9 protein-coding genes are annotated in these 24017 nt (G+C 37.2%); 8 read left to right on the top strand and 1 reads right to left on the bottom strand.

The annotated features are described in order from the left end of the window. Positions 1–2883 precede the first annotated feature (2883 nt). From FJ366_02875 to FJ366_02840, 8 genes are all read left to right on the top strand, one after another. Entirely contained in the window at positions 2884–4857 is a 1974-nt protein-coding gene (locus FJ366_02875) for a hypothetical protein (GenBank protein ID MBM3894513.1), read from the top strand. A gap of 81 nt (positions 4858–4938) precedes the next feature. Continuing rightward, positions 4939–5514: a hypothetical protein gene (locus FJ366_02870; protein MBM3894512.1), complete on the top strand. Its 576-nt coding sequence runs from the start codon at positions 4939–4941 to the stop codon at positions 5512–5514. Positions 5515–5696: 182 nt separating this feature from the next. Further along, positions 5697–9098, top strand: a complete 3402-nt coding sequence (locus FJ366_02865) for a hypothetical protein (GenBank protein MBM3894511.1) — start codon at positions 5697–5699, stop codon at positions 9096–9098. A 93-nt stretch (positions 9099–9191) separates the two neighbouring features. Continuing rightward, positions 9192–9485: a hypothetical protein gene (locus FJ366_02860; protein ID MBM3894510.1), complete on the top strand. Its 294-nt coding sequence runs from the start codon at positions 9192–9194 to the stop codon at positions 9483–9485. Between the two features lie 13 nt (positions 9486–9498). Next, positions 9499–15765 (top strand): hypothetical protein, encoded by a 6267-nt coding sequence (locus tag FJ366_02855; GenBank protein MBM3894509.1) that lies wholly within the window; start codon positions 9499–9501, stop codon positions 15763–15765. Continuing rightward, a complete protein-coding gene (locus FJ366_02850; protein MBM3894508.1) occupies positions 15762–18377 on the top strand; it encodes a hypothetical protein in 2616 nt (871 codons plus the stop codon). Before FJ366_02855 ends, FJ366_02850 begins: the two co-directional genes overlap by 4 nt. Positions 18378–18510: 133 nt before the next feature. After that, complete coding sequence (locus tag FJ366_02845) at positions 18511–20919, top strand: hypothetical protein (protein MBM3894507.1); 2409 nt, start codon at positions 18511–18513, stop codon at positions 20917–20919. Between the two features lie 72 nt (positions 20920–20991). Further along, positions 20992–21924 (top strand): RluA family pseudouridine synthase, encoded by a 933-nt coding sequence (locus FJ366_02840; GenBank protein MBM3894506.1) that lies wholly within the window; start codon positions 20992–20994, stop codon positions 21922–21924. Here the strand turns inward: FJ366_02840 and FJ366_02835 are convergent. Continuing rightward, complete coding sequence (locus FJ366_02835) at positions 21921–22949, bottom strand: hypothetical protein (GenBank protein MBM3894505.1); 1029 nt, start codon at positions 22947–22949, stop codon at positions 21921–21923. The two genes, FJ366_02840 and FJ366_02835, sit on opposite strands and share 4 nt — an antisense overlap. Between the last annotated feature and the right edge of the window lie 1068 nt (positions 22950–24017).

Below are 24017 nucleotides of genomic sequence, written 5' to 3'. Positions count from 1 at the left end.
GATGAAGATATAACATCGTTTAAAAATTTGTTGCAGGCAGCGGCGTGGAATAATGTTGTCGTGGGATTGAAGAATCGTGGTAACTCTGGCCCAACAGATGATTTTACTAATTGGTACAATACGGTAGACGCGCCTATTGATTTTGTAGTTTGGAAAAATAGTTTAGCTTTAATGCTTCAGGCCGATACGATGCCTGCTATTCTTCAGCAGCAATTTATGCGAAAAGTTGGAAAATTAGTTGCAGCTATTCCACGTGCAAATGGGCAGGATTTGCAGGATGCGCAAGCGCTGTTGTTGCAAGCTTCATTTAATCAAATGTCAAAATTTAAAACAGATTTGGATGTTGCGATTAACAAATTAAAAGCAGCTGCAGGGTCACAAAAAGGATCAGGTACGATTCTTTTTTCAGAAGAAATAAAATCATTAAAGAACGCTTTAAAATCATTAACTAGAGGATCTCTTCAAGATGATGTTGATGCATTTATAAAAAAAGTAAGCGATTTGGTTGATCGTCGCGTAGATGCTATTAACGATGATATTTCAAATTTAAAGAGTTGGCTTACTTCTACCGAAGTGCAAAATAATGAAGGAATTTATTTCCGACAAGGAGCGGACAACTTAGTAAAGCTTGCGCAAACACTTGATACACCTGTGCCGTATGCTATTCGTGTGCAAAATTTGATCAGTATTGTTCAAAATAATGAAGCATTTACCGATGATCAAAAAACAGTTGTGATGGCCAAGGTTAAGCTTATTGTTGATTTGCGGTCTCAGGGAGCAACTGAGGGTTTCAACTTGGCTGATATGGTTAAAGTATTGCAGTTTATTGTTGAGCGACGCATGGACAAAACTGTTGATGGCGCATTAATAGCTTCATTAAATAATGCAATTTATACATTGCAATCAGGTTCTTCTGGAAAATTGCGTGCACGATATGGTGATCAGATTATGCAGGCAAAAGCTGCGCTTACATCTCTTGTGGCTGCGGATATTCCTAAATTTATGGTTTTGATTAAATCATTAGTTGATGGAAGAGCAGATGGCACGATCGAGCAAATTGGAGATTTATACAGTTGGCTTATTAGTCCAGATGTTCAGGCAAACAAAGTTCTTTTCTTTACGCCACAAAAGGCTCAATTGCAGGTTCTGGCAAGAGGGCTTAACACGCTTCCTCCATATGTTGATCGGTATAATAATCTTCGTCAGGTATTACAGGACTACCCAGTAATGGATGATCCTGCAATTGTACAAGAATTTATGGCCAAAGCTCTTATTTTGGTAAATCAGCGAGGGCAGGCTGCAACGGAAAAATTTGATCTACAAATGGTTAAAGATTTATTTGTTTTTGCGCTTCAAAATCGTTTACAAAATGATAGTGAAAATTCAAATAGATTAAGTCAGTATATGGCAGCGCTTGACCGTCCTGCGGATCAGGCGGTTGCTACTGGTACGGGAGTTCTTTTTGCTCAACGTATGACGGATTTGCAGGAGTTCTTTAAGGCGCTTAAGCAGTCAAATTTGTCAGAATTTATTAATAAATTATCTGATTTGGTGGCGTCTCGAATTGATGCTACGGATGCAGATATCAAAGCACTTAAAACATGGTTGACGTCTGATGCTGTTCAAAACAACAGAATTGTTTTCTTGTATGGTGGAATTGCACAGCTAGATCCGCTTATAAAGAAACTGGATGATCCAATTACCTTTGCTCAACGAGTAGATAATTTGCGAGTCATGATTCAAAATCTTTCAGAATTTACCGTTGATGATGCAAATATTTTCTTGGCTAAAGTTGATAAATTGGTTACAGAGCGATGGAGAGCTGCTCAAGAAGACTTTAATATCGAAGATGTTGTAAAGCTGCTTCAATTTGTTCAGGTAAATCAATTGGCGAAACAAAATTTGCAAAACCAAATGAATATGATTCCGAGTCGTATTACTGCACTAAGAACAGCTGCAGATGGTCAAGGACCTGCGGTTCAATACTTAACGTATGCTGTTCGTATTGCTCAAGTTCAACAACAGTTCTTACAAATTGGTTCGACGCAGAAAGATGCTTCACTGATGGCTCAGTTTGCAAAAGATATTGATCAGCTTGTGGTTGATCGGGTTGACGGTTCTGATGCTGAGCGGGCAAGCCTGGTTACGTTTATTAGGTCAAGAGTTTTATATCACCAGCTGGTTTATGGAACAGCATTGGAGGCATCATTTAATAAAGTAATTACTGGATTAATGGCTCCGATTACGTACGGTGAGTTGTATGCAAACTTCAAGAAACTCTTGATGGTTGGCGTGTACAGTCAAGATCATAAAAATGTGTTTATTGCAAAACTGCAGGCGTTGATAGATGGTAGAGCTAATGCAAAAAATGCAAACGTCGATTTAGATCAACTGAGTCGTGATGTAACATTTGCTAAAATTAATAAATTTGGCCAAGAAATGCTTGATGATCGACAACGTACAGCTCCTGATAAAAATCCAACGATTAAACAAATTGAAGATTTGGTTGCTCAGTTGAGCGTAGCTCCTCTAACAACTCTTGCGGGAGCAATTGCTCGCGTGTACAACATGATAAATGTTATGACGCCAGAAAATTGGGCAGTGGCTTCTGAGGAGCAAAAAACAGCACTTCTTGCGCAACTTCGTATTCTTTCTAATAACGTTACCGCTGAAACATCTATGGATGATAAAAAAGCTATTGATGACTTGCTTGTAACAGCTCGAGCGCGAGTCTTTAAGAGTGAGCCGTCTTCAGTTGATCAAATTAATGAATATAGGGATCAAGTTGCATCGTTTGGGGCATTATCGTAAGGATTTATTGATAGATCTTTTAACAAATTGGCATGATGAAGATATAAAAATGGAGTCTTAAGAGCGATTATTATGAAAAAAGTGAATATGCATAGACTTTTATTCTTTGCTTGTCTGAGTTTTTGTGTTCAGGGCTTATGGGCTGCGGGAGCATTTAATTCAGCAGATGTAAGAGAAGTGCGTCGAATAGCCGATCAGTTAGCAAAGCCATCAGAGGCAATGAGAAATACCTTTTTATCAAAATGTCAGGCAATGGTTGCGGCACTTAAGGATGCAACGCCGCAAGAGCGAGTTGCATTAATAGCCTCAATGGAAGATGCGCAATTTGGTGGATTGATGGATGAAATTGTTTCTACGTTAAAAACATTGATTGCTACAGCAAAAGCAACACCTGCTGGTGGTTCTTCAGCTAGTGGCACATCTGCCTCTTCTTCGGTTCCAAATGCTTCATCTGGGTATCTTGATAGAATTAAAGCTCTTAATGATTTAATTGATACGTTTCGTTATAAATCAACCGTTTCTGATGCAGAAAAAGATCAAATGTCGGCATTTTTTGCTGGGTTATATAACGATAGGGGTGAATCTTTTAAAGATGAGCTTGCCCAGGTTCCTGCATTAATTAATAAAGCGATAGTTTTGGTTTATCGGAATGATTCAAGTAAAATAGCTGCACTCACCGCGATGAGGACCAATTTTGGTCAAGCTGTTGATTTTGCAACATATTTGCAAGCCCAGAAAAAATTGTATTCAGTCTTTACCCCATTAAATAAAGATCAGGCGACAAGGCTGTTGCGTCTATTTAAAGAAATGGCACAACTTTTGGGGGCTATAAATGATGCGGCTCAAATTGAAGATTTTAAAAATTTGTTAAACCATGTTGATGTGAAATTCTTTTACAATGACGCCGCGATGAGAGCAGAGCTTGTCGCGATAATAAAGGCCGTAGACCAGTATGATCCATTTTTTATTAAGCCCTATGCTGAAATTATTGTAGCGTTAAAAACAAGTGCATCTTCTGTTTTGGCTGCTGATATCCCTGGATTTATTGATAGGGTAAAAAAGACCGTTGAAATACGTTATGGTACAAGATCTGGGGATGATGCTGCAAAATCTGCTAATATTTCATCTCTCAATGATTTATTAACAACATTACTAAATTCGTCGGCATTTTCTGCTTATACTCAGCAAATTACTGCGTGGAGTAATTTAGTTAAACAAGATTTGCCTGCAGCTTCTTCATCTTCAACAACTTCCTCGAATACTGGAAATGAAATAACGGTAGGTTCTTTTGATGTTTCGTTTGATGATGCTTTGGATGCTCAGATTACAAAATTAGAACAGTCTTTGCCTGCGGCAGTTTCCGCAAACCATAAAGAATTGTTTATTTTATCTTTGTATAATGCGGTTCAACGTCAATCAACAGCCACAACTCAAAATGTTAACCGTATGAAAAAAATAATAACAGATACTAAGGCAGCAACAAATTTTGGTGGAGTGTATGTTGATTTTTGTACATTCTTAGAGGGTTTTATTAATAACTCGCCAGATGCAACGGTTAGAAACAGGGCGTTTTTAGATTTTATTGTTCGAGTTGCATCAATGAGCAATATTACCGATAGGACTCAACAAGAGTTTATTACATTAGCCGCTGTTTTATTGAGGGCTTTTCCAGATACGTTGTCTTCTGCTCAATTAACAGGATTGCAAGAAGCTGTGCAATCTGCTTCCTCGAGAAATGTTTTTTCAAGGGACAGATCATCTCTTTTGAGTGAATTGTTGTTATACATTAATCGAAAAATCAATGATGCAGGCATCACATCAACAACAAATAATTCTACTGATTCGAATACTTCCACGGGATCAACTACTTCCACAGGAACAGGCTCTTCGACGAGCACAAGCGCTTCTACAGGTTCAAGTACTTCTTCTGGCTCGAGCTCTTCGACTGGTTCAAGTACTTCTACGGCAAATTTAACAAAACAGCAGCGCGCTGAATTGCAGCGACAAGCGGCTCGAGCATTCTTGAATTCAAAAAATTGGAGATAGAAATCATTTGAAGTCTTGCTCAAATATACAGTGGGTTTGTAACTTGGTGATTAGCTTATCCATAAAATTGGGGAAATTTTTATGAATTTTCTAAAAAACAGTTTGTTGTTAGCGATAGTTTTTGCAAGTGGGTTTATTTTTGCGAATGATTTGACAACAAAAATTGGTGCGCAGGCAGAATTGAATAGAATTGTCGATTCGGTAAGACCTTTAGCTGCTATCGATCCAGTAGTTGTTCAGAATGCACGGCAGTCAGTAGCGGATTTTGAAGCATTGTTAAGTACTCCTAATTTAATTATTCCTGCAGATTTGGAGCAGGCTGTTGCTCAAGCTAAAGTTGATATTCAACAATGGAATCAATATCTTTCTAATGTTCCTGATGTTGTCACCTGGAGAATGCAATTTGAAGCTTTAAGAGTTGCTATGCAGGGAGTCATAACAGCGTTGGTTGATGCTCCAGCTCAAACAGGATTGACAGCTGCGAGATTGCAAGTAGCTAGAGATGCTGCGAATGCAGCTATTGCAGCAGCCAGGGGCCCAATTGATTCTGCCAACAAAGCTATTGTGCAGGCTCAACAAGCGTTTAGCGCTCTTGCATCAAGTCCAATTTTTGCAGGTAAGGGAATTACTCTTCCATGGCAAGCGCAGGTAAAATAATTTGATTCTTAAAAAACAATTTATAAGCGCCAGTAAAGCTGGCGCTTTTTTTGTTGATTTACTGATTGATTTAAAATATAGCAACTCATTCAAAAAAGACGCTACTTTGTGCTTGGGCAAATTTTATGCTTAGGATGCCTGGCTTTGATCGGCTAGTGTTGTAAAAAATGGGTAAATGTCAGATGAAGATAAAAAATATCGTATTTTTGGGGATGTTTTTGTTTCCTGGATTGATTGTTGCAGATTCAATAACGGATTTGGAGCAATCGCTAAAAGTTGTTGATGAGGCAATTACAAATGCTGATGATGCATGGATAAGTGCTTTTGTTCAGGTTAAAATATTTGACGCGATTATCAATTCTTTTGATCAATCTTCTTCTGAGGCGAAACAAGCTCTTGAATTTCGGGAAGCTTATCAAGCGCAAGTTGATCAGCAATCACCAGTTTTAAATAGTTTATACGAAAAGCGGCTTCAACTTGGTTCGGTTTTAAACTTTTACAAGGAGGCTTTGAGTGGGCAAAGTGCACAAATTACTGAGAAGTTAACCCTTTATCAGAAACAATATGTAGATTTGATAGCAGCGTGTTCTGATATTTTAAAACTTATAGAGTCTTTTGCGGGTGAAGCGCAGACGATTATTGTTCGCTTGCAAAAAACTTCCGAATCAGAAGATGTAACAGCGTTTGAAGGCATTTATGCGAAAATTAATAATAATTTTACTGAGTTTAAAAGCAAGTTTGAGGCTATTCGTGCGCTTGGTAAGCAGCTACAAAGTGAACTTCCTACATTCCAATTAATTAATTTAAAGATGACAACAGATTTTGTCGCGTGGGTTAATCAGCAGCAAACAGTGATTTCAGGGTTTCAGAAATCATTTGATTCTCGCTTAGTGTATTTGAATGAACTTTCAGCTCAATTTGAACAAATAAAAAAACAAATAGAAGCGACTTTGGCGGAAAAAAAAACAGCCGATACAGATGATGCGCAGGTAAAAAAAGCTCAAAAAGTAGCACTGGCTGAAGAGTTTAAAAAAGTATCAGAAAGGGCTTCTGTTTTAAGTCGAAACATGTCTGACCAGGTATGGGGAATTGTTTCAGATATTGGAAGGTTAGACAAAGTGGTAGTATCCCTTTCTGATGTTGGCGCAGTTGTTGGAGCTGTCGCTCAAGCAGATGAAATAACAAAAAAAATGTCTGATATTGGCTCGATGTTGCAGGAGTATTCTTCGAATATTGAGAGTTTAAAAAAGATTCTTGAATCAATGCCAACTGCTTTTGTGGCAGATGAAATTAAGGTTTTTCAATCGAATTTTTTGCAGCTGACAGATTGGAGTTCTAAATTTGAAGGAACGCTTAAGATTTTAAAGGATCAATTTTCTATGGCTCGGATGCGTCTTGAAAAAAAGCAAACTGATTTGGCAGGGCAAACGGGTTCTAATTCTGGTGCTGTTAGCGCTCAGTTATTAGAAGGTTTGTCTCAAATGAAGGTTGAGGCGGGATCAGTAATTCAAGATGTTTTAACCCCTTTGGTTATGGGGATTTCTCAAAAAATTATGGGATTAGCGGATTTTTTTGCGAATGAAACACAAACAGAGCAGTCGTTAAATGAACTTAAAAATGCTTTAGTTGACGTAGAAAATGATTCTAACGCTATTGATGAAGGAATCGCGGAATATTCTGTATGGACGCAAAAATTTAATGAAGAGGTTGTTAAGATTGAAGGAAGGCTTAGTGATCAGACGATGAAGGATGCTATCGCCGGATTAAAAAAAAGTTTTGAATCTTTTAGTATTTGGTCAAATGCTGTTGTTAAACGTCAGGATGCGATAAAAAAAACGTTAGCAGCATCTCGCTCTCGGTATGAAGGGCTTGTAAATAAAAACAAAGTAGCAACTGAAGTTTTGTATAAAATTGAGATGCTTTTAAAGGATATAGAGGGTGGGCGTGATTTTGTTGATACCAAGCACACTGAAGCAGTTGCCTCTTATGAAAAATTAAAACTTTTGGTAGAGGGCGCTGCTGACCTTGATGCAGTAAATAAATTACTAGAAGATTTTAAGGCCTTGCTGACTCTTATTGTTGAAGTAGAGGGAGAGTTAAAACAACAGCAAGAATCAATTATTTCTGCTTCTGATCTTGCAAAACAATCTGGTGTTGTTGGTGATTTTCAAAAAAATCTTGGAAATTTGCAGGTTCAAATTAATGAGCAAGTTGTAAAAAGTAAGAAACTAAGAGTTGATTTTACTAGCCTTAATCAACAGGCTTTAACAAAAAAGCAGCAGTTTTCTACTTCTGGTTCTTCTAATAAAACTTCTGAGGAGAAAGAAGATTTTCAAAATCCAGCCAGCCGCACTCAACAAACAGCTGGTTTACTGAATTTACCAGCATCCGCGATCCAGGAAGCAGTAGTATCTCAGCCGGCTGTTTTATTGGGCGATCCGGTTATTTCAAAAAGTGTTGTTTCAGGTCAAGCTGTGGGTGGTTCATTAGATGAAAAAATTATATCTTTGGCTGCTTTTGTAAAATCGAGTGTAGATAAATTTGCGGCCGTAAAAAAGTTTATTCAAGAAAGCAAAGCGATTTTAGATCAAGTCAAAAGTGACGATGATTACAAAAATGCAACGGCAAGAATTGCTGAGTTGAGAAAGCAATTAACAGCGTATCAGGGTGTGTTTGAAAAAATTTCTCAAGATGTGCAAAATCTTCGTAAGGTAATTGATGATGACAAGGCCGCTGGTCGAATTGTTTCGCCGGAATCATCAAATGGGGTAGTTGCTATTCAGCTGGCAGTAGATCAAGCAACAAAAGATTTTGAAACCGAAAAAAATGGAGCAAATCAGCTTATCGCAGGTTTTCAAAAAGTGTCTGATGATTTTTCAAAAAAAGCCTCTGAGCTCAGTATTGTTACTCAGCAGGCATCGGCTGTTGCTCAAAAAATTCAACAATTAAGTGCTTTTTTAGATCGAATAAAGGCTGCTATCAAACAAGCCCAAGATTCATTAAAAGCTACTTCGTCGGCAGTTGTTCTAGAGCAAGCAATTACAGAATTGACTTCAGCTGAAAGATTAAAAGATACGATCAATAATCAAAAAATAAATGAAGTGGCCCCCTTATTTCAAACGTTGAAAAAACAAGTTATTCCTCGCTTTGTACAAGCCTATGGTGCATTGCCGAGTGATCTTGCTCAACGTATCGATAAGCAAGGGTTGTGGATAGATGCAGTTGACTCATCTGTTGAAAACTTTATGAAAACAATAGCTGAGTTGAAGGGGCAGGTGTCAACTCGTCGAGATGCTGTCTCGCAAGATTCATTAAAAACATTAGAGTCTTTGTCTTTTGCGCAACAACTTAAATTTCTTGAAGACAAGGTTCCAGAGATCTATCAGTCGGCACAGGTAGAAATTTTCATGAAGGAACTGAAATATGTTTTCGATAATAGATATGGGAATAAGCCAGAAGATAAAAATACTGATGCGATCGAAAATAACAAAGCTCGACTTTCTAGGCTGCTTGATTTTGTTGGACAAAACAGAAGGTTTGTTCAAAGAAGATCGATTTTAAATGAATTTAAGTCTCGGTTGTAGTGGGTTTAATTTGGTATAATTGTTGAATTTGCCAGGGTAACCTGAGTAGTTTATTTTTTGAGTATAAAAATTAATAATTTGATCGGTTTAAACGTGAATAAATGGGTGCTTTTCTTCTATGGCTTACTACAAATTTGTTGTGCCCTTGCTTCTGCCGAAAATCATGATTTAGAAAAAATTAATTTTAAAATTGCTTCTTTTGAAGAGTATCTTTTTTCTGCCAAAGTAGATTTTTTGCTTTCAAAAATGGAAAAACTTTCTTTGGATACTTTGCAAGAGGATCATGTTGATGAGGCTTTTTTGAAAACAGGATCGTTTTTGGTTGGTCGTTATGTTTATTTATCGCGCGCACAGCAATCTCGTTTGTTGAAATGTATAACAATTTAGCGGGGCCCAGATTATGGCGCGGAATGTTTTTTTAGTTTTTTTTATTTTATTTCTTCAGGTGAATGTCTTTTCAAATCCTTATTCTCGTTCATATGTAGATATCATGAGAGATGGTTTGAACGCCATTAATCTGCAGAATAAACCCTTTTTTCAGGTTAAAACAACCGTTTCTAGCCTTGATTTTAATAACGTTAAATTGTTATTTAGGAGCGTTGATTCCAATACGTTTATCTACCTTGTTCTTTCAAGGGCACAGAATGGATCTGCTGTTAAAATTATTCGTAGGGCATCGGCGGTAGGACTTTCAGCTCCACCTGATGTTGATTTGCAAGCTACTCATTCTCCGGTCAATTTTAATTCCAATACAGTTGAAATTACTGTTCGGTTGCTTCCGACAGCGGGAAAACATGTCGATGAAAATATGTCGACAATTCCAACAAACGTAAGTGCTTCGCTTGCTGTTTATGTTGGGAATAATTTACTTTTTAAGTTGGATAGTACGTTTTTTTGTAATCGATATTCAAGTTGTTGGGGGTGTGGTGTTCCTGAACAATCGTATTCATTTGGTGGTTGGGGACGAGGGGCTGTTTTTCCTGCAGTTTCTTGGAGGGCCCTGGCGCCTGGAATAGTTTCAGAAAGCTTTTCTAGAGTTGATCAGCGCATTTCTACAGGAGATTTTATAAAACTTGAATTATCAAATTCTCGGGCGATTGGGCTAGATTCTCAGGGACAGATTGCTCTGGTTAATAATTCAGAAAGTTTTAATCAAAACCAGGTTTTTAAGGTTCTTTCTTATGATAAGGCGAATGGATCGATTAGATTAACTACTCTTGCAAATAGGTCTTTGGGTGCGTCGGCGAATAAAGAACTTGTTGTTTCTGAGGTTGGAAATTTTGAATTAATTCATAACATTATTGAAGCAAGATCTAATCTTTTAAATTCTACGACTAAGGAGTGTTTAAGGATAGGAAGTAACGGCAAGCTTGATTTTTTTGCTCCAAGGACAGGTGATGACATTCTTTCAATAAATGTGAGAAAAATAGATTTGCCTGCAAATTTTAATCAAAATGTGTTAACTCCGCTGTTGAATGCATCTAAAATTCAAGCAGACTCTCAATCTATTAAATCTTCGTTAGAGTTAGCTACTTTGACAGATCTTGAAAGAAATTCTTTAGTTGAACAGGCCAGAGGATATTTTGTAGAAATTATTAATTTATTATCTGCGAGCACAAGTGATCAACTTCAACTTTATTTGGTTGTTGCAAGAGCGATTTTAAATGTATCAGGGACAAGAGGGCTTTCTGCTGAGCAAAGAAGAATATTTCAAGACATGATAAAACCTCCATTTGCCGAGGGAGATCTTATTAAAATTAAAAGTGGGGATAAGTTTTTTGGTGCTTCTTTTTCTGATAGTGCCTTTAATATTAACTCAGCATATGCCAAAGAAGCTCATTTTAAAGTTGTCAGGCATGATTTGTCGTCGAATAAGTTAGAGCTTTTGTGGTTTAATAATAATCCGGTTGTGTTTTCATCAAATAAAATAGTAGCTGCTCAGAGTGGTTCATCATTTGCTTTTGATTTTGTTTATTTTCCTCGTTTTCAGTTGGGGGGGATGGGAGTATCTTCTGCAACTCAAGCTCTTAGAAGTTTGGGTTCTCGGTTAGATTTTTCTTTAGTCACAGATGATGAAAAAATATTAGATTCTGTTGCTTTTCCTGCTTCATTGTCAACCCAAATAACTGAAGATCTTACGAGTAAAATTGTTCCTTCTTTTTCCAGAGGAACAAAACAAACTGCTGATTGGGAATATTTACAATCGGTTTTTAATTCTTATATTGATCGGGTTTTGCAATTATTGAATACCTCGTCATCGGCGTCTGATAAGGATATTCAGAGTAGGTTTGATCGGATTGCGTCTTTAGTAAAATCTATTGATGATATTTGTGCCATCAATTCTATTCCCTCATCATTAAAAACTTTTTTTCAAAACAAAAAAAATGTGATTTTAGATTCGATTACAACAAAAATATCTTCTGAAAATTATGGAATGTATGGATGGCGGGCTATTTCTTCGGCATCGCCAATTATTTTGGCTTCATTTGATGCTCAGGGGACAACCGACATTCATGTTGGCTTTAGGGATTCTGCAGGAGGTTATGCGGAGTTAGTGATTGGTGGGTGGGGTAATACTCAATCTGCGATTAGATATTTTACACCTCGGAGTTCTACATCACACCAACTGTCGGATGAAATTGTTGTTCCTCATGCCACTCCACCAATTAGCAGTACAACAACGTTTTTAAAATACTTAGTTGTACTTAATAATCGACGTTTAATCGTTTCTGTTGGTGATACGGTTATTATTTCTAGGGATGTGCCTTTTTTTCAGAATAAGTCTTTTAATGCGTACTCATTTAGAAATGTCGGGTCGTTTCAATGGAGTTTGAGGTACCCATCTGTGGGCTCGCAAAATAATTTAAATCTTGCAGAGCCGGCGCTTGATGTAGACCGTGTTATAAATGACTTTAATGGAGTATTTATTACTGCATTAAAATCATCTAACAGGACTGACCTTGAAAAGTTACATATTATTAATCAGGCGTTGCGGTATAAAGAAGCTGTTGAAAAAATGTTTGATTTTACAGCTCAAGCAGAAAGGTCAACGCGAGTTAAAGATGAACTTGCAGCTGGATTTTCAAGTATCATGGCTCTTCCTGGGCTTTCGACTAATCTACAAAGTCATCTAAGTGAAGTTGAGGGTGCTTTGAAGCTTGGTATTGCGCAATTAAAAATAAATGATGTTGTAAGAATTTTATTTAACAATGGAGATGCGCTTTGTATTATTCAAAATTCAAATCAGCTTGGGGGTGTGAAATCGTCATCTTTTGACACTATGACTCAGTTTAAGGTTGTTTCTTATGATGTTGCAGCGTCAAAAATAAGTTTTGCAGCTACCCGGCAAGCAGCCTCAGGGCTAATAGTATCGAATGGTCGTATTATGTTAACGGCATCAGGAAATAACTCTCAAATATTTGATTTAATCTATGATCAGAAAACAGGTAAGTCGCGCTTGAAGGTTGGAAATGCATTTGTGGGGCAAGTTATATCGCAAGGAACTTCAAGTGTGGTGGTTGCAGCAGATGTTTCAGGAGCTAATTCATTATTAACGATCGAGAGACTGCCGAATGTGCGACATATTTTTAGAGATATTAATTCAGCGGCGCAGACAAATACTATCCAGTTAAATTCTGCCGATGTAACAAAGATGATCAACGAGATCATTTTGCCAGCATTTAATGTATCACCAAAAGATCCGGAAGGTCGAGATTGGCAATATGTATATGATCAATTTAATACATATGCAACGAGAGTGAGAAATTCTTTAAATTTTCAGGCAGCTGCAGCTGAAAGTATAGCCTGTGCAAATATTTTGGTAGAAGCATGTACAAGAATTGCGGGTATTGCTGGTTTGCCAAAATCAATATCAGATTTAATTGTGCAAATGAGAACAACAATATCAAGCTTACGTCCAGCTCAGGATCCAATTAAAGCTAATGATGTTATTAAAATCAAACAAGCTAATAATAGCTATCTTTATTTTAATGGGAGAGATTTTGACTGGAGAGCTATTAGCGAGCTTGATTTAGGTTCTATGTTTAGAGTTGAAGAATATGATACAAATACTCGTTCAGTTAAATTAAGAACTTTTGGTGGACGATCAATAACACAGAATAGTTCTCTTCTTGCCGTTGGTGATGCTCAGGCTTCTTCAGCTTCTTTTTCTTTAGAATTTAATCAGACGAGCCTAAAAGCTTCTTTTCGATCTGGAGATAAGTATCTTGCCGTTCGCCCAAGCTTTCGTCCTGGTTTTGACGTAAATACATCGACGACAAATGCTTTGTTTGATTTAGTTGTGACATCCTCTCAAGATCGAATTTTTAGTACGATCAAAATTCAAAATATTACTATGGATGATGTAAAGCGAGATGTTGATACCTTTGTTCGTTTGTTTGAGTTGGCAAACAAGACGACATTGGATTGGTCTTATATTGCTACTCAGTTTAATAGTTATGTGGAAACCATCTTGGCCTTAAATATTGTAAAAGATAATCTTTTGAATAATGTTGCCGGATTAAATCTAAGGTATTATGAGTACTTAAATAGAGCGGTGAAGTCTTTTAGTGATGCAGTACCAGCACTTGTTTCGCGTTCGTTTGTTGAAGAAATAGTTAGAAAGATACAAAGGTCGGTAAGCCCTGTTCAGTTGTTATTGAATTCTTTGGCTAAAAAAGATCAAATTACAGAAAATCTAATAGCTGCAGACTTCAAAGATAAAATTATTCCAGCGTTTGCGTTGCTGGTTGATAGAAATAGTGAGTGGACTTTATTTGTTACCTCCTTAAAAAATTATGTAACAGATTTAAAAAGTAAAAATGAGGCATTACTAGATACTAAAATATCTGATTCAATGACGGTAAAAAGTTATGTTATTTCCTTGTGTGCTCTTATCTCGTCGCCTCTTTCAGTTGCTCAGGATCAAGTAAAGAAACTTGCTCGCCAGTTGTCTGTTGATGTTGGAGGAGGGGTAAAATTATTTGATGAAAAAGATTTTTATTTGTTTGATTTTGCATCAACGGGAACGTTTATTTTGAGAGCAGTAAGAGATAGTGGTTCAGTTGTTCTGAGTGGTCCTGAGTTTATTATGAGTGCTAACAATACTCGATATACTAAGTCTGCTCATTACACGATTAATTCTTACGATCGGGCTCAAAAATTACTCACGTTTTCGATTGGCATTATCCGGGGGATTAAGGCCCGGCTGGAGCCTGTAGAGCGTAATGGTAGATTGTTTTTTGCATTTAAAGATGCGAATAATAATTATTTAACTCTTGAACCGTTGGTTCCTGGGCGAAATCAGGGTTTTTCATTTATTTCAAAAGACGCTAAAGATTTGTTTAGTATAACTATAGCAGATCCTTTGGAGGTTCATTTTGATTCGTTAATCAATCCTTCAAACGTTTTAGACTTACAAAGAATGGGAGATTTGTTTCTCCAGGGCTTTGGTTTGTTGACAAATAAACCTGAGGATGTTGAATTTGTTTACATGATATTTGAGACCTTTTTGAATGAAGTTATCAAAAGTTCTTTATGGGGTGGCGCGAATGCAGATAATTTTGATGTAAAAAATTATTTGCGGCATTTGACACTTGTGTTTTTAGCACAGCCGTGTGTTACTAGGATTATTCGCGATAAACTATTATTCCTTTTATCTCAAAATAAACCCCAGCAGGAGGCTAAGAAAACTGTTGTGGTGGAGAAAAAACAATTAAATTATTCATTGCCAGATGGAAATTTAGCAGACATTCCTTCGGATATTATTTTGTTCGCTAACGCTTTTGAATCGGCAAAAGAGAGCACATCTGATCTTGCAGCAATTCTTGCTAATTGTTTAAGTTATGCACAAAAAGCAAGCCTTAGGTTAGACTGGGTTTATTCAGATGACATTTCTAAGCAAGCTCATAGGGTAGCATTTATAGCAGCTCTTAATAAACTCTTGCAGCAAAACCTTGCATCTTATTATTCAGGGCTCAATCAGGATTTGAGGCAAAAAATAAGAGAACTTCTGGTTGTGGCTGGTAACGATAAACCAACCTATTCACTCCAGGTTGATAAACTTGATGATATCGCAAGAAGAATAACTAAAGCTGATGAATTGATTGAGTTGTCTCCGTTGCTCATTCTTCTTCGGCGTTTATCTCCTCAAATTGCAGCAGATGGTGGGGATGATCTGCAGAAAAAATTAATTCAAAAAATTGATAGCTATTTCCTTAAACAAAATATTCCAGCACTAGGAGTTGTTCCTTCTTCTGATACGAGAACTGTTTTTGCGTGGAAAAATATGATTTGTGATCGCTTGATTGAAGCTTTCGGGATTGAAGGATTTTCTAGTTCCAATATTGCGGTTCGAGTTTCATGGATGAAGGAAATTTTAAATGTGCGTTTGGCGTCGTCTATTTTTACTGCACAAGAAAAAAGAGATATCGGAAAAAAACTTGCAGATTCTATTTTGGTAAAAGCGGCACCATTGGTAAAGAATGCTTCAAGGGCTGTAAAAGATTTGTTTAGAGATGTTTTACTTATTTTTGACCAACATGCTCCAGCTGCAGTTGAAGGCTTATGGAGATCCGCGTCTATCAGTAAAATTGTAGTAAATATTCAAGATCAAAACAGTGGCCGTGGAGCGGGTGTTCAAGGTAATAATCGTGGTGGTGGAGTATGATGCGTATTTTAGTATCTTTTTTTTTAATAGCCTTTGGATGTTTTGGGCCTATTTCACCACAGCAGATTGCGACGGTTGATCGGCTTTCAAGCTCAACATCTTCTGTTCAACTTTATATGTCCATTCTTGTTCCCGTGCTGGGATCTTTTCTCGAAGCACAAGCGTCTCAAAATTCTACTGACTGGGCAAACTTCAAATCGGTAGTTGATAAAATTCTTGAAAAATGCTCATCCGAGCCGTCCTTTTGGACAACTCCTTTTATGGCAAATAATCAGTCTGTAATTCTTAAAAATTACATGATAGAGCAATTGTTTTATGCGATGAATCCTTTAAGTTCTGCTCCTTCTGCGATAAAAACTGAACTTAGAAAAGCGATTGTTACGTTAATCAACTTTGTGGAAAAAAACAGTTCTGTTGTTGGGCGATTTGATGATAATTCATGTCTTTTGTTGAGCACAGCTTCGGATAATAAATTTTTAATGGTTCAGGATGATGGTAAGGTTGCTCTCGCATCATCCGTTTCATTTTTGGATCGTAAATTATGCTTTAGAGCTACTGGGGTTACACCAGAGGGAGCGTTTGTTTTACAGGCATTTAATAATCGTTTCTTTGATAGAAGTTTAAAGTTTACTGGGCTTGCAAACAATAGTGGTGGAGTTGTGGGATTCACTTTTGTTAGAAATGAAGGAACCTTGAATGGTTTTTTGCAAGCAGCAAATAAAAAGTTTTTACAAATAGATGCTACGGGAAATATTTCTCTTGGGGATAATGCAACAGAGTTAAAAATTATTGAAATACCAGCTGTTGTAAATTCTTTTTTAAGAGGTTCTCTTCCGGCGAAGACTTCTGATGATTTAGATGCAAGTATTTTTACATTGGTGCAGGTCTTTGAATGTTGCGCAGGCAATCAAGCGGATCTTGCGATATGCGCAGGCGTTTTAAAAGAATTTTGTACGCAGGCGTCTGCGATTCCAGATTGGAGTCTTATTGTTAATAAACAGTTTTTGCGTGGTGTTTTTCCTGCAATTTTTATAAAAAATTATATTAAAACCATTTTAAACTTGAAGCGTTATTCTTTTTCAGATGAATTGAAAAAAGATCTCAAGGAATTTATAGAAGGGGCTGTTTTTTCTTCTGCGAAAGAAATGCCAACGATTGTAGCAAATGATGTTTTTACAGCTGTTTCTTCTGCATCAGAAGCTGGAATTAGTTGCTATGATCCAAAAACAAATCTTTTTTATTTTGATAAAACAACAAATGATTTTGATCCATTAACGCATATTGTATTAAGTGATTTTAATCCCGACGATTATTCGGCATCTCTGACAATTAATGGGAAAAAGATAAATATAGATTCGTCTGGTTTTATTGTTGTTGGTGCTTCAGACGCTGGCGTTTTTAAGTTGTTTCAATCGACAAAGCCGCAAGAATTTTTTTTGGTTAGTGCTAACAACAAAAGATTGAGTTTTGATTCTTCTTTTCGTATTGGTTTTGTTACAGGTACACCGTTAGTTTTCAAAAAACTTCCATCATCTAGAAGGGTTATGGGATCTTTATCGTCGAATGTATTTGAGGCTTTGGTGGCTTTGAATAAAGCATGTTTTGATAATAGGGCGGATAGAGCGGCTCTGGACACTTGTTTGCAAGCGATTATTAATTTAGTAAATCAGAAAAAAAATGAAGATTCTTGGTATGCGGAGAAAGGATCAGATGTTTCAGGTCAATTAGTAACAGCAAATGAGTATGTAATTAGTATTTTTCAAACCGTGCAAAATAATTCAAAAGATTTGTTTACTGGATTAACGCAAGAAACGAGTGGCGCTTTAACAACGATAATTGGGCTGCTTAATGATAAATCTGTTATTTATCCAAAAAAAATAAATTATTTGATTCAGTTGATGCAAAAAGAAGAGGTGAAAAATCTAACGGCAACATCTACTCTTGGTGCTGAGATTTCAGAAATGGCGAGACTTTTGGTTAATCATAATTCTCCTCAATTGCGATCTTCTTTTGTTGCAGAATTAGATAAATTTTATGAAGCAGGCGCCGCAAAAAATTTACAAGATCCTTCGGCTTGGCATACCACATTGTTTAACGCATCACTTGCTGCAATAAATGTCACAGAGATTAATGCTGCAGTGGCAGAGGAAGTGGTTGGATATTTAAAGCAAACCATAGTTCCTCGATTGTTAAAATTGAATTTAGATTTAAGAATGATTTTATTTAAAGTTTTGTGTGATGGTGTTTTAAAAAAGGTCGTAGATAGAGCTGTTGCTTCAAGTTTTCCGGCAAAAATTATGGACGATTTAAAAGAAATTGTTAAAACCCTTAAAGATCTTCAAAAAAATTCGTCTATTGCTGCAGACAATACAGCTGCAACGACTTCTATTTTATCATTAGATGCGCTTGTAAATCCGAGACAAAGAATTGATGGAATGAGATCTTTTGACAAATCAGGTTTAGGCATGGGTGCGGCTACAGATTCTCAATCTAATTCATCTGGATCAAATTTAGAGTCAAGGCAAGGCTTTAACTCTGGTTCTAATTCTGGCTCTAATTCGCGTTCTAATTCTGGTTCTAATTCGCGTTCTTCTAGTGGGCTTGGGGTTTAGTATTCAACTTGGGTGAAATTAAACTTAAAAAAGGCAATTTCAGGTCCCTTGAATTTATGAGCTTTTTTTAAGTAGTCTTCGGTCATTATACCGGCCCAGCGAAGTTTTTCGTACATGAGTGAGGAGTCTTTTTGTGCGCTTAAAACAATTATATTATGTTCTTCTTCTTTTGATTGGATCTTTGAGCTCAAAAAAACTTGATGCAGCTGTTTTGAAAACTTTTTTTGATGAAGGGGTATACCTTCTTTTGCAAGATCCTCATCATATGTTTTCTCATGAAGATGCGAAAAAAATAGCAGAAGAGCCTCGATTTAAAGAATTTGTATCTCATTATGATCGATTTATTGCGGTTGAAAATTCTGTAAAAAAAAATAGTTATAAAAAAGATATTTCAAGCGTAGATGTGTGTAACGCTTTTTTTCGTTGGGCTGTTCTTGGTGGTTGTGAACTTGACATAAAAGCAGCAACAACAGCATCTCTTCAGGATATGATTGTTCATACAAATTATTTGTTACATTCTTTTTATCCACAATCGCTTGATGCTGGCTTATTAAAACCAACAAAATCATATTCTAAAATGCTCCAGTTGAGTGAAATGCAGCTCGCATTGCGTCAAGAGTTATTTGAGCGACAAAATGTACTCAATCGATCCTTCGGTACATCAAAAAAAGATGATGGTTACTTATGGGTTTTGGGTGGCGCGTATCAAGATCTGTCGTTGCTTTCGTGGGATCCTTCTGAAAATTTTGTGTTAGCGTGCGGTACAAAGGGAGATCGAAAGTATATTTTAATTTATGCATATGACAGCTTACACAGGGATCTTTCATTGTGTGTTGAGGCTCCTTTGAATGTTGATGAGAGTTTTGTATTTGAGCCTGGATCGCTGATTTGGGGGCAAGACAGTAGAACATTTATTCTTGTGGGGCATGCTTTAAATCAAGCAAAAGATATTGCCGTTTTGTACACGTTTAATTCAGTAAAAAATTCAATTAAGATTGCGCAAAAAATTGCTCAACGATCAGCTGCCAAAAAAACAAATAATACTGCTTTTTTATACAATAATCGTAATAACTTGTTTGTTTTACTCGGCGGTATTGGGTACTTGTTTGACTGGGATGCCGGAGAATTTATGTTTAAAGAAAAGGGAACTGCTTTTCCCGGTCTTCAGCACGCAGAGTATGCATCGTGTTCGGCGGACGGTCGATTCTTTTTAACGTCACATGCAGATTTTCCATACGCTCGGCTTTCAAGGCCAGGAGACAGCTTTAAAGATTCAGCGATTTTTGCGATTCATGATAAATTAACCGATGCGCAGTGGCATCCATCCGATTTGTATTTTGTAGCGCGTTCGTTCTTAGAAAAAGATCTTGTTCTTTTGTATCGATATGATACTGAGAAAAACGGTGTAGTTTTATTGCAAAGGGTTCGTGTTGGTGCGGATATTTCGCATATGAACTGGAGTGAGGATGGTTCTTATTTATTTGTTCACGGGGATCAAAGCTTGATGTATGGAGCTGGGTTTCGAATTTTTGCTCTTAATGGCGAGCAATTGTCTTCGGTTGATGCTTTTACTGCGCCGTTGCCAGATTTGAAAAAGGTTGAGAGAGCTTTGTATTCTAAGACCAAAAATATGCTTTTGGTTGTTGGAAAATGCGATCATTATATGAATGGCCGAATGATTTTTTCTTTTACCAACAGACCGGTTTCTCAGAAAGATATTTCCGATTATCGTCATCCAGTTGTTTCTAAAATGCCCTGGAGAGTTGTTGATAATTTATTCAACACGGTAACGGTTTATGATTATTTAAATGATATTCCAAATCAACGAAAAGTAGGCTTTGGATCTGTTGTTATGTTGGTTAATTCAAAAGATCAAAACCTTGCGCTTTCTGTGTGCGATTTGCCTGAAGTGGTTTGTGCAAATGATGGTAAACGTTTTGCGTGTGGGAAAAAGGTAACGCAATCAGACTTGTCGGCAGAATCGATGTCTTGTTGGTGGCTTGTTGAGGGAGAATCGTGGCTCGATCGAATTGATAATCCAATAAAACCGTTTGCTCGAATTTCTTTAAAAAATATGGCTACTGGTGAAAAGCTTTCTCTTTCCAAGCAACGAACACCAATCCAAGGGACGAGTTTAGATAAAAATATAATTGGGTTTTCAGGTCTGCAAGATTCTTTTTCTATGAACAGAGATTCATCGAGTTGTTTTGATTGGGAAATTGGAGAGGCGGTGTCTTTGGTTGCGCGTGGTGATGTTATTGGGTTATCGCCAGAGCCTGCAACCCACCCAATATTGAAAAAAATTGGTATTACGCGCTTATCAACAAAGCCAGAGGGCGTAAAGACGCTGCATGATGACAATTCATTTAATTGGATTGTCTACCGAAATATCTCTGTAACAACATTTTTTGATCAAGCTCGTCAAGGAAGTGAATGTGGCGAATATATGTGTAAAAAAATTGATGATATTTCAGGAAAAGATGCAGAGGCTGTTCGTGATGTTGTGCATTCGCATGTTATGCAAAAATCGTTACTTTTTTAAGACATGTTTTTGGTGAATTTAACTCTTGAGATATACTAAAAAGATTTAAAAGCTTTGAGGTAGTAGGTTGATATGCCAGAAAAACAAGAGTATGAATTTGTTGTTGATGAAAATGCGCAGCGCTTGGATAAATTTTTGGCACAAAAAGTTCCAGAATATTCAAGAACGTATTTGCAAGAGCTTATCAAAGATGGTCATGTAACGTTAAATGGCAAAAAAAACACTTCAGTTAAACAAGAACTTTCTTCCGGAGATCTTGTTGGGTTGAGCCTGCAGCCAAGGCCAGGGTTTAATTTAGAGCCCAAAAAGGTTGATTTTGAAGTTGTGGATGTTCAAGCAGATTTTATTGTTATCAATAAGCCTGCGGGATTGTTGGTTCATGCGCCAGCAAATCGTAGTCAAGAAATAACATTGGTAAATGGCCTTCTGTACATGTTTGCAGAGTTGACAGATCTACTCAAAGACGACGATCGTCCAGGAATTGTACATCGCTTAGACGAGGATACAAGTGGTCTTTTGTTGATTGCGCGAAATGAGCGGGGCAAAAATAAATTGGGTCGAATGTTTCATGATCGTAAAATTTCAAAAACGTATAAAGCCGTAGTTTCCGGTCATACGCCTCGTTCGGGACGAATTGATTTTGCGATTGGACGGCATCCAACGGTTCGGACAAAAATGTCGCATCAGGCGGTTGATGGCAAACCAGCAACGTCATTATTTTCTGTTGCTGAGTATTTAACTGGCGCCACGCTTCTTGATGTAAAAATTATCACTGGTCGTACACATCAAATCCGGGTTCATTGTTCATCGATTGGGCACGGCATTTTGGGTGACTTGGTATATGGAGTGTCTTCGCGATTTATTTCACGTCAGGCGCTTCATGCGGGATTGCTCGAGTTTGAATATGACGGAGTTATGTATCGATATGAATTACCTCTTCCAGAAGATATGCGTCAGTTAGTAGCTGCTCTTGGAATTGTTGAAAGTGTTCAAGAAGAGAATTAATTTTTTAGCACATTTTTTTGAAGAGAATTTAAAACTTCACTCGCTACTAAGCTTTCGGGTTTTGCAGCAAGCACACGCTGCGCCAACAAAATTGTTTCTTGCCTATCAAAGCTTTCTGGAACTGTTGGATACATCTCAAGCAGTTTTTCTTGCAATTCGATCGTTTCGGGCTCGAGTTCTGCTGCGCGTGAAATGTGGAAAAACATGAGCTCCTGCCAGCCTTCTCGAGCACTAAAAAAATCGCCAACCTCTTCCATGGTTTTTGGTTCGGGAATATCTGTTCGCCCAAAGATACGCTGTGTAAGATCAGCAAGCAGCAGGTGCCGAGCTGCGGTTTCGCTTTTTTTCTTCATGAGAAACCAAACATAATCGTAAGTTGTAATACATTGCTCTTCAAGAGCAAGTTCGCGCAGGATCTCTGCCATTTTTTCTTCAGGAAATTGCCAAAAAAGTAGTTGCGATTCGATAAAACGGCCGTGCATAACAAATTCTTTAAACGCTGCAGCTTTGTCTTTGGCTATTAATTCAGCAGCGCGTTGTGCGTAAGTAGAGGGATTATTAAACCCTTCGTCCTTGAGCCATTCTATTATACGAGTAGAACAAAGTTCTTCTGGTTGATATTCAAGTATGACTTGTGCAAATTCATATTGTTCTTGGCTTGTTAATTTTATCCATGCAGTAGCATCATTTTCAAAGACTCCTCCAATTGATGCTGCTTGATCAGGAAATAATTCAGCATCTCGCAAAAAATAATAAAATGTTCCTGATGATGAATACGCAAAAGCCGGGAAACAAATATCAAGCGACATGCGTAAATTTTTAAGCGAAACAGGTGTTTCTTCTAAAAAATTAAGATAGTTTGCAAGTCCATGAGAGCAAGGACTATAAATTTCATCAAGATAAAATGGAATTGAATAAGGAGTATCATGACCTGTATCATTTCTAGGCAACATGTTAGCAATTTTAACATATTTTTTTAATAAACCCTTTTCAATGTATAATCGACATAGCTGCTTAATCTCCATTATTTTATTCCTCCTGGCGGGAAATACTCTTTTATTTGAGATGCTTTTGCAATAAAAAAGCCACTTATTTCATATTGGTTAAATTTATTAACAATATATCTAACTAACACAGGAATATCATTGATATAGGCATATTTTGCAGAATGTCCTTTTTTAGGCAGACAATTTTTGCCTCCTTCGATAATTTCTCTGACAACAGCTTTTATTTGTTCCCAATTTTTGTCGGGAAAGAATTTATCAAGTCCATGGTCATGCCCAAGTTTATGTGATCCATTAATAAAATGGAGAAGATCTTTTGTGGTTCGCTCGACGTTTTTAAAACTTATTGGTGTCATATCGCGATTGATGCTGCGCGTATCGATGTTTAAGATTAATGATTTTAATTTCTTGGCCTGCGAAATGATTTCTTCTTTGTTGGGGCTGTTTTCGCGGATAAAAGCGATTGTGTTATCGGGCGAAAAACCACTTTGTGGTGAACAGTGCATTCCTGATTCCAACTTGCCGCTGAGCATGTCATCAACAATCGGTCTGAGGTAGTGGTATGCCTTTTTTCCATAATGATCGAGCACGGCAGCAACAACAGCGCCACCAATCACAGAACCTCCAACTAGAAAGGCATTATGAAATTGTTTTGAAGTAAATTTCTTTTTAAAAAAATCAATTGGTTTGCTAAATAATTTTTTGAAAAATCCAGATTTGCTCAGATCTTTGTTAGGTGATGGCAGATCAATTTTTAGATTGATAGATCGTTTATACGGTGCTTCATATTGTATTACCTTACCAGTTCCAGGAAGTTTTTTTGTAGTTGTTCCAAGGCTATTATTTGAAGGCAAAGAAAGTGGTTGAGAATCTGACCCAGGGGTTGAGAGCGGAACATTTCGCGTTCGTTCTGGCGAAAGCCGAAACATGCTGGTGTCAGTTCCCTGCGGGATGGTAACCGATTTATAGAGTTCTGCAGGATCATTGTGTGTTGGTGTTGGACTTAAGCCCAAAAAAGTATCCGCAATATTTAACAATCCATGCACAATCGATGTAGTGAAGTTGACGATCGCAAGCAGCCCAACTTGC

The sequence above is a fragment of the Candidatus Dependentiae bacterium genome (assembly GCA_016871815.1).
Taxonomy (GTDB): domain Bacteria; phylum Babelota; class Babeliae; order Babelales.
The sequence above is the reverse complement of the archived record's forward strand: the minus strand, read 5'-3'. Positions and strand labels throughout refer to the sequence as shown.